This is a genomic window from Moorena sp. (genome assembly GCF_982860115.1).
Map to the genome: position 1 here is coordinate 1 of NZ_CEYLVT010000269.1, position 9,290 is coordinate 9,290.

The following is a 9,290-nucleotide window of genomic DNA, read 5'->3' on the forward strand; positions in this document are numbered from 1 at the left end:
GGGGAGATGGGGAGATGGGGAGATGGGGAGATGAGGAGATGGGGAGATGGGGAGATTTTTATTAAGGGTAATTATCCCGACATGATCTAACCTCCTTGTCTGAAGACAGACAAAAGTAGTCCTTCCCATAGTTGATGGGGTTTGTCCTTGATTTTGATCAAGACATTGGACTGGTAAGCTATCAGCTATCAGCCTATGCGCTACGCGCACGCTACTTGAGGTGCTATCAGCTATCAGTTTATGGGCAGGCCACACCGAACAGCTTTTTAATAAAACAGGTAAGCATTGGAATAATGCTGAGTTACATCTGCTGACACCTGAATGCTTACTTGGACTGTGTGCTGAAACCCTACCAGCAGCGGGAATCCCAACTAAAGTATCAAGTGTCACCGATCAAGGCTGATCTAGCTAATCCAATCCCTTGGTCCATATCACCACCAGCCGCAGCTTGGACAACCGCTGCGATCGCACTTTCCACTAATGGCGCTTCGCGCAATATTACCTTGGATTTCTGCTCTTCATCCAGAAACTCCAGTGCCATTTCCGCACTCAGCACTGCATTGAAATCTTATTAATTCGGTTGTTGCATACCCATCAAAGTAAGCAGAATTCTAAGGCTTCAGCTGATGGCTGAATAGTTACGAAGGCAGAATTAAGAATGTAGAATGTAGAATGTAGAATGTAGAATTAAAAATGGCGAAGGCAGAATAGTTAAGGCAGAATTCTTAATTTTTAATTTTTAATTTTTAATTTTTAATTCTTAATTCTTAATTCTTAATTCTTAATTCTCTACGCCACTCTGCTGCTTTTCGATCCATTTCTTTGATGAAGCCATCTTTTCCATCCATATAGGCTTCAATATTGTAGGGATATTTCTTAGCAAGTTCTCGCTTAATTTCACCGTATTTATGGGCATCCTTAGGATGGGCTATCATATAATCTCGAAAGGCTAAGTGACGCTCTACCTGTGGCGAATTAACCTCAAACATATGAACATGATGTGTTCTAATTCCTAGTTGATTATGTTTGCGGAAATAACGACGACCTGGTATGCCGTATTCACCCATTCCTTGATAGCCTATTGTCTCCATCCCTGAACTATTTTCATCGACTTTAGTAATGTCGTTGACTTCAACCAAAATATCAATAATTGGTTTAGCATCTAGTTCTGGAATAGATGTACTCCCAATATGGTGTACAGCAACTAAGTTGTCGCCGACGGCAAGGGCAATCTGCTTTGATTCACGCTCAAATTCATCTCGCCACTTCGGGTCATGGGGAACAACTTCTACTTTTCTTGACATAACTACAGCAGTTTGAAATTGGGTGAGGTACTTACTAGCAGTTGGTTTGAGGGAGCAGGGAGCAGGGAGTAGGGAGGAGTAGTATAGCGCTACGCGCCAGGCATGCTAGCAATAGGCATGAAGCGCAATAGTGAAGAAAAAAGCTTAGTAATCAAGGGATTGAGCGATTTTAATTTTTCTTAATTTGTCCTAACCATAGTGCGTAGTGCTATAACAAACCAGAAATTAAAGAAATCCAAGGATATGCCAAACTGGGTGACGTGTTAAGTATGGTTTGATTAGACTTAACCTTGGCTAAGTCTAGACTACCTACTTAGATCTCAGTAATTTACTATAACTATGTCACAACCAACTATAGAATCAATCCTTCAAGAAGAACGGCTGTTCCCGCCACCAGCTGACTTTTCTGAGAATGCCCAGATTAAAAGCATGGCGGAGTATCAGCAACTTTATGAACAAGCCAAAGCTGACCCCCAAGGGTTTTGGGCCCAGCTTGCAGACCAAGAACTAGACTGGTTTCAAAAGTGGGATACGGTATTAGATTGGCAACCCCCCTTTGCCAAGTGGTTTGTTGGTGGCAAGATTAATATTTCTTACAACTGTCTTGACAGACACCTCACTACCTGGCGTCGGAATAAAGCTGCCCTGATTTGGGAAGGGGAACCGGGAGACTCCCGCACCTTAACCTATGCCCAGTTACACCGGGAAGTTTGCCAGATGGCAAATGTGATCAAACAACTGGGAGTGAAAAAAGGCGATCGCGTTGGCATTTATATGCCCATGATTCCCGAAGCTGCTATAGCCATGCTGGCCTGTGCTAGAATTGGTGCTCCCCACACCGTTGTTTTTGGTGGCTTTAGTGCTGAAGCCCTCAAAGACCGACTGGTAGATGCTCAAGCTAAATTAGTAATTACTGCTGATGGGGGCTGGCGCAAAGACAAGATTGTTCCTCTGAAAATCCAAGTTGATAAAGCCCTAGAGAATAATGGCGCACCTACAGTAGAAAACGTCCTAGTGGTAGAACGCACCAAGCAAGGGATTGACATGGAACCAGAACGAGACCACTGGTGGCATGACTTGCAACCGGGAGCATCTGCTGATTGTCCAGCGGAACCCATGGATAGTGAAGATATGCTTTTCATTCTCTACACTAGCGGTACCACCGGTAAACCGAAAGGGGTTGTTCACACTACTGGTGGCTATAACCTCTACACCCACATGACTACCAAGTGGACCTTTGACCTCAAGGAGACCGATGTCTACTGGTGTACTGCTGATGTCGGCTGGATTACCGGACACAGTTACATTGTCTATGGTCCATTGTCCAATGGTGCTACTAGCCTCATGTACGAAGGGGCTCCCCGTCCTTCCAATCCCGGTTGCTTGTGGGATGTAGTCGAAAAATATGGAGTCACTATCTTCTACACTGCTCCCACTGCTATTCGTGCCTTTATTAAGATGGGAGACCAGCATCCCAACGCCCGTGATTTATCCTCCCTACGTATCCTAGGAACTGTGGGTGAACCGATTAACCCAGAAGCCTGGATGTGGTATCATCGGGTGATTGGGGGAGAACGTTGTCCCATTGTCGATACGTGGTGGCAAACTGAAACCGGTGGCTTCATGCTCACCCCCTTACCCGGTGCTACTTCCACTAAACCCGGTTCCGCTACTTTCCCCTTCCCAGGCATTATTGCTGATATTGTAGATTTAGACGGCAATCCAGTTGGGGACAATGATGGTGGTTATTTAGTTATCAAACATCCTTGGCCAAGTATGATCCGTACTGTCTATGGGGATGATGACCGTTTCCGCCGCACCTATTGGGAACATATCCAGCCAAAAGATGGCCAATACTTCTATTTTGCTGGAGATGGTGCCAGAAAAGACCCCGATGGCTATTTCTGGGTTATGGGTCGTGTCGATGATGTGTTGAATATTTCTGGTCACCGCTTAGGAACCATGGAAGTGGAGTCAGCACTGGTTTCTCATCCTTCTGTAGCTGAAGCCGCTGTAGTCGGTAAACCTGATGACCTAAAAGGGGAAGATGTCTTTGCCTTTGTGACCTTAGAAGGCAGTTATAGCGCTAGTGACGAACTCAAGCAAGAACTAAAGCAGCACGTAGTCAAAGAAATTGGTGCGATCGCACGTCCTGGTGACATTCGCTTTACTGATGCTTTGCCCAAGACTCGTTCCGGAAAGATTATGCGACGGCTATTGCGATCGCTAGCTGCAGGTCAAGAGGTTGCTGGAGATACCTCCACTCTAGAAGACCGCAGTGTGTTGGATAAGTTACGGGAAGAGGCTTGATTTTGGCCTCTCCTCCAGGGAAGGAGGAGAGTTGAAAAGAGCGCGAATTTCAAATTAATCAACCATACAGGACTTACGCAACCAATCTATTTGTAGGGTGCGTAAGTCCTGTTTATATCGGAAAGATTAATCAGGAAAATTGTCTTTCAAAGCTTTGATAAAGCTTTGATCAAAGCTTTGTCTACTAGACCTGAAGCCAAAATCCAAAACTATTCTCCAAAATCCTTTTCTGTTGCTTGTTGCCTGTTCCCTGTTTTCTCTTTCTCCAAAAAGTCTACTTTTAGATAAAGGAGCTGCCATCAGTAACATCTTCTCCAGTAGCGAAGGAAAGAAACGCTGACACCATACAGCTAAATGACTTTGCCATCCCACTAAAATTTCCGATGAGTTTTTCTCCAGTTTGGCGACTAGCACTTTAGCGACTTCTTGGGGAGTCATCGGCAACACCCAGCGAAACAACTGTAATCCTCGCGCCATATCAGTATCTGTTAACGATGGCAGTAAAGCGATTACCCGGATATTTTGTGGCGCTAACTCTCCCCGTAACGCTTGAGTAAAACCAACAATTCCAAACTTAGTAGCGGAATAGCTTGCCATCGTCGGTGCTGCAACTTTACCCATCAAACTAGAAACATTCACAATAGTGCCTTCTCGTCGTGCTGCCATGCGTCGCCCAATCAGACGAGTCATCGTGTACATACCCATTAAATTCGTGGCGATTTCTTCCTGTAAATTTTGCAGTTTCGATTCTAAAAAAGGAGCTTGATGAGCAACGCCAGCACAGTTAACCAACAAATCAATTGGTCCGTGAGTTCGCCAAGCTCCTGCGATCGCAATATTGACTCCTACTATTTGGGTCAGATCTAAGGCGAGCGTCACAACTAGTACTCCTTGTCGCTCAATCTCAGCCGCCACTTCTGCTAAACGTTGGCGATTTCGCGCCACCAACAGTAAGCGTTTTATTCCTTGTTGGGCTAACTCCAGAGCGATCGCTCTGCCAATACCACGAGAGGCTCCGGTAACCAGAGCAGTTTTTCCCTGAATCTTCATGTGCTATAATACTGATAGTTGAAAACAAGCAATACTTGAAAATAAACAAGTATCCGATGCTAAGATGCCTGGCTAAACCAAATCACAGTGAAGTTAGTCACCGTGAAATGTTGCTCCCACGCAACGGTTATCCGTAGGCAGTTCAAAATTGCTAAAGACTACCTACAAATAAGTGATGGCAACAGCCTTTTCTGCTCCACTAGCTATGGGACTATTGGCTAAGGGAGTCAGAGAAGCGGCAATTTGCCATTCAATCTGGTGGATAACTGGTTAAGATATTTCTCCCCGGTTTGTTGCGGAAACTTGGTAAGAATCGGTGGTCGAAATACCCTTCAAATCATTCTGGCATCACTTAATCAATCCGTAACCAGAATTTGTATTGATGTAGAGCATGGTTGGTACCCTCCTTGAAATGAGTATTTACCAGAAACTAAGCCATAAGTCTACACTAACAACAGCAACTCTCAACTGCAACATATATTAACATAAACCTATTGTTTTTTACATTTATATACGAAAAATTCATACATCAATTAGGATGAAGCATTTAGTCAATATTGCTTGAACCCCTTGCCAAATATAGGATTGAGTCGTTTACTTCCTAAATTCTGTTTTTTTGTTCAGTCAGAAAAAATATGAGAAAATTAACAAAGTGTTCAGGTAGATAGAAAAATTCCGCTCATCCTAGACCTGGCTAGTCGTGGGATGAGCGGGTGATTTTGTTCAAGTAGATTAAAAATTTCCGCTCATCCTAGACCTGGCTAGTCGTGGGATGAGCGGTTCATTTCAGTATCAAATAACTAGTAAGTACACAAGTACAACAATTACACACAACTGTGAATGCCGATAGAGGGAAGAGTTGCCAAAATGAACTCACCCCCCACCAACAATAGCATTACACAGTAGCATTACATAGTAGCATTACACAGTCATGATGTCTTTTTCTTTAGCCGCGAACACTTCATCGACTTTTTTTGTGTATTTATTCGTCAACTTCTGAATCTCCTCCTGCAAATCCCGTGACTCATCCTCAGAGATTTCCTTATTTTTTTCCTCTTTTCGGACAGAGTCAACGGCATCACGACGGATATTGCGAATCGATACTCGACCTTCCTCCGCAAACTTACTTGCCATTTTGACAAATTCTTTACGACGCTCGCTAGTGAGTGGAGGAATATTTAACCGCACAACTTCACCATTGTTGTTCGGAGGCAAATTCAGATCCGAAAGAGTAATGGCTTTCTCGATCTGGCTCAGCATACTTTTGTCGTAAGGTTGGATGGTGATTGTACTAGCGTCTGGCGCGTTGATATTAGCCAAAGATTTCAGGGGGGTTGGGGTACCATAGTACTCAACCATCACCCGATCCAATAGACTAGTATTGGCGCGACCAGTCCTAATGGTATTGAACGCCCGTTGAGTTGCCTCAACAGCTTTCTGCATACTGGTTTCGACATCAGCTAATTTCACAGGAACCTCCCACTATTGTTCCAACAGTTTCTCCCATAACAGCGCGGTGAATATTACCCCGCACCCTTAGATCAAATACCATAATTGGGAGGTTATTCTCTTTACATAATGCGATCGCAGTACTATCCATCACCCGCAAATCCTGACTTAGGACATGGCTGTAGGTCAGGCTCTGATACCGTCGGGCCTTAGGATTCAGGTTAGGATCACAATCATATATACCATCGACTTTAGTTGCCTTAAATATTACCTCAGCATCGATTTCTGCCGCTCGTAAAGCAGCGGTGGTGTCAGTGGTAAAAAAGGGATTACCACTACCTGCCCCAAAAATGACCACTCGTCCCTTTTCCAGGTGGCGAATGGCACGACGCCTAATATAGGGTTCTGCCACTTCCTGCATTTCGATTGCAGTTTGCACCCGTGTCGGGATATCGTTTCGTTCTAGAGCATCTTGCAAAGTCAAGGCATTCATCACTGTGGCAATCATACCGATATAATCAGCAGTTGCCCGATCCATCCCCCCTGCTGCAGCTTTGAGTCCGCGAAAGATATTGCCACCACCGACAACGATTGCCATTTGAACACCTTCATTCAAAACGGCAGCCACTTCAGCTGCTATTTCCTGAACCACTTCCGGTGAGATGCCGTAGCCCAAATTGCCCATCAAGGCTTCACCGCTCAATTTTAGTAAAACCCTTCGGTATTTTATCCCCATGCCACGACTCTTTGTTATGAAATTGTTATCCACATCAAGATAACAGTCAAATTTGTCATTCGTCATGGGTCATAGCTGATCGCTGATCGCTGATCGCTCATTTTTAATCCCAGCTTAAGGATTATCGCCACTGGATAGGACTACCAGTTACCTTAGTTGATTGTGGTGAAATTTCTTGCCCTGCTAAAAGAGACGCGATCGCACTGTGTAAATAATGGGCTTGTACTGCGTCACCATCTTCGGGGTTATCATCAATTGATCCATTATAGCATACAATTCCCTTATGGTCAATTAAAAATGCCTCAGTGGTTTTCTGGGCACCAAAGCTGTGAGCTACGTCTTGAGTTGGATCCCAAAGGTAAGGAAAATTCAATTGCTGATTTTCGCAGAATTGCTTCATCTCCTCAAAACTCTCTGCGGGGTACTGATAAACATCATTGGCATTAATGCCGACAAGGGTAAAACCTTGATCTTCAAACTGGTCTTGAATGTTTTTGAGTCTTGGCATGTAGGAATTGACATAGGGGCAGTTGTTGCCTAAGAAAATAACGCCCACTGCTTTGAAACGTTCTAAATAACGGCAGAGATGGTGAACCTGCTCATCAGTTCCCGGCAATTCAAAATCCGGAGCATAACTGCCAATGGTGATGATGATTTTTTCTATAGTCATAGGTGATGGATCATGGGTGATGGATCATGGGTCAAGCCCCTTTAGCATGGAAGCTTTGCTGAAGGGGAGATGATGCGATCGCTAATTAGCTCATAGACGAATTTAGCATCAAGGGTAAATTTCCCGACCCAATTCTAAATTAAGGGTATTCCACCTGCTCAGAATCTAAAACAGCTTCTGGAGCATTTTGCCAACCTTCACCATAGGTTGTCGTGGCTCAATAGGCAATCCTTGACACTCCCCGGTCTAAAGACGCGGGGATTCTTCACTCAACGACCCAGCTTGCTGAACCTGGTCGGAACCAAGAACAGTAGAGGCTAGATCTCCTGAAGCGTTAGGGTTAATAACCCAAGTTCCGACGTGCCCCGTCGTACTTATGGCTCTATTTCGGATGTTGATGGCGGCATTGTGGTCTCTGTCTAGCTCACATCCACACTTACAGGCATGAGTTCGAGTTGATAGAGACTTCTTAACTACTTCGCCACAATCAGAACAGTTTTGACTAGTATAGGCAGGATTTACGGCAACAGTTATCCTGCCAAATTTAGTTCCAAAATGCTCTAACCATTTCCTAAATTGATACCAACCTGCATCGTTAATAGATTTAGCGAGACAGTGATTTTTAACTAAGTTTTTGATTCTTAAATCTTCGTAAGCGACCAGATCGTTAGATTCGGCGAAGCCGACGCTACGCGAACGGATTACGCAGCGCGCCGGAGACGAAACCTTAGAAGAGTGCAGCCTTAGAACAAAATCTGTCACCTTTGATGCATAGCCTACCAACTATAAAGGCTGCACTCTTCTTGCGGTAACTTCTAACCAGTCTCTTGGCATGCTCTTGGCGCTGCCTACTTATTTTAAGATGTTGTCTACCTAATCTATTAACGGCTTTTTTACGATTGGATGAGCCTTTCTTTTTTCGGGAAACCCGACGTTGATAAAACTTTAAACGTTTTTCACCTTTCCTGTAGAATCGGGGATTGGGTTCGGAATGACCGTTAGAGTCTGTATAGAACTCTTTAAGTCCTACATCCAATCCAACCATCTCACCTGTGTGTTCTGTTTCCTCTTTTACGTTAACTGCAACGCAGAATTGAACATAATACCCATCAGCTCGTTTAACTATCCGAACCCGGTTTATTTGTTTCTTGTCAAAACGCCACAAGTCCCAATTCCCCTTGAGTCTAAGCTTCCCAATTCCCTTCTTATCCGTGAATGTTATCGATTTATTGTCAGGGGAAAGTTTCCAGCCTGACTTCTTATATTCGACAGAGCGAGCACGTTTTTGGAATTTTGGGAAACCCTTTTTGCCTGGGACTTTTTTCTTGCAGTTATCATAAAAGCGAACAATCGATGACCATGCCCTTTCAGACGCAGCCTGACGAGCAGTAGAGTTCAATTCATTGGCAAAGTGGAACTCCTTGGCTAGGATTTTAGAATACCGACTAAGGTCACTTTTTCCTGTCCCTTTATTGTCCAACCATAAGCGGATACAGCTATTTCGGATGAATTTAACTGTCCGAATTGCTTCATCTATGGCTGAATATTGGGACTCTTTGCCTTTGGCTTTGAACTCTAAAATAATCACCGAATCTCGACCTCTTTAACCTTCGGTTACGCTACGCGAACGACATACCTTTATACTAGCAATCTTATATAAAAATGTCAACTAGAGTTCGATACCCTCTTTATTCACGGCGACTAAAGTCGCCACCTGGCTTTCATCCCCGGTTTAAAAACACGGGGCTTTCAGCCTTGGGGAATTCCGTAA

General features: G+C 44.2%; 9 protein-coding genes. 1 reads left to right on the forward strand and 8 read right to left on the reverse strand.

Annotated features, from left to right (window positions below; translation table 11 throughout):
* Positions 1-379: 379 nt before the first annotated feature.
* Together AC4II3_RS28615 and AC4II3_RS28620 are read right to left on the reverse strand one after the other, a co-directional pair.
* Positions 380-556, reverse strand: a complete 177-nt coding sequence (locus AC4II3_RS28615) for a PTS sugar transporter subunit IIA domain-containing protein (RefSeq protein WP_488014746.1) — start codon at positions 554-556, stop codon at positions 380-382.
* A gap of 211 nt (positions 557-767) precedes the next feature.
* Positions 768-1,304: a GrpB family protein gene (locus AC4II3_RS28620; RefSeq protein WP_488014748.1), complete on the reverse strand. Its 537-nt coding sequence runs from the start codon at positions 1,302-1,304 to the stop codon at positions 768-770.
* Between the two features lie 339 nt (positions 1,305-1,643).
* Between AC4II3_RS28620 and acs the strand changes: the two genes are divergently transcribed.
* Positions 1,644-3,614 carry an acetate--CoA ligase gene (gene acs / locus AC4II3_RS28625; RefSeq protein ID WP_488014750.1) on the forward strand — a complete coding sequence of 657 codons (1,971 nt, stop codon included), beginning with the start codon at positions 1,644-1,646 and terminating at the stop codon, positions 3,612-3,614.
* Positions 3,615-3,740: 126 nt separating this feature from the next.
* On the opposite strand, the gene AC4II3_RS28630 is transcribed toward acs, so the two are convergent.
* From AC4II3_RS28630 to AC4II3_RS28655, 6 genes are all read right to left on the reverse strand, one after another.
* Positions 3,741-4,664: an SDR family NAD(P)-dependent oxidoreductase gene (locus AC4II3_RS28630; RefSeq protein WP_488014752.1), complete on the reverse strand. Its 924-nt coding sequence runs from the start codon at positions 4,662-4,664 to the stop codon at positions 3,741-3,743.
* 921 nt (positions 4,665-5,585) lie between these two features.
* Positions 5,586-6,134 (reverse strand): ribosome recycling factor, encoded by a 549-nt coding sequence (gene frr / locus AC4II3_RS28635; protein ID WP_488014754.1) that lies wholly within the window; start codon positions 6,132-6,134, stop codon positions 5,586-5,588.
* A complete protein-coding gene (gene pyrH / locus AC4II3_RS28640) occupies positions 6,121-6,849 on the reverse strand; it encodes a UMP kinase (RefSeq protein ID WP_488014763.1) in 729 nt (242 codons plus the stop codon). Before pyrH ends, frr begins: the two co-directional genes overlap by 14 nt.
* Positions 6,850-6,970: 121 nt before the next feature.
* Positions 6,971-7,519: a thioredoxin family protein gene (locus AC4II3_RS28645; RefSeq protein ID WP_488014756.1), complete on the reverse strand. Its 549-nt coding sequence runs from the start codon at positions 7,517-7,519 to the stop codon at positions 6,971-6,973.
* 246 nt (positions 7,520-7,765) lie between these two features.
* Positions 7,766-8,281 carry an RNA-guided endonuclease InsQ/TnpB family protein gene (locus AC4II3_RS28650; RefSeq protein WP_488014758.1) on the reverse strand — a complete coding sequence of 172 codons (516 nt, stop codon included), beginning with the start codon at positions 8,279-8,281 and terminating at the stop codon, positions 7,766-7,768.
* Positions 8,247-9,107, reverse strand: a complete 861-nt coding sequence (locus AC4II3_RS28655) for an RNA-guided endonuclease InsQ/TnpB family protein (RefSeq protein ID WP_488014761.1) — start codon at positions 9,105-9,107, stop codon at positions 8,247-8,249. The genes AC4II3_RS28650 and AC4II3_RS28655 overlap by 35 nt, the downstream gene beginning before the upstream one ends.
* Positions 9,108-9,290 lie beyond the last annotated feature (183 nt).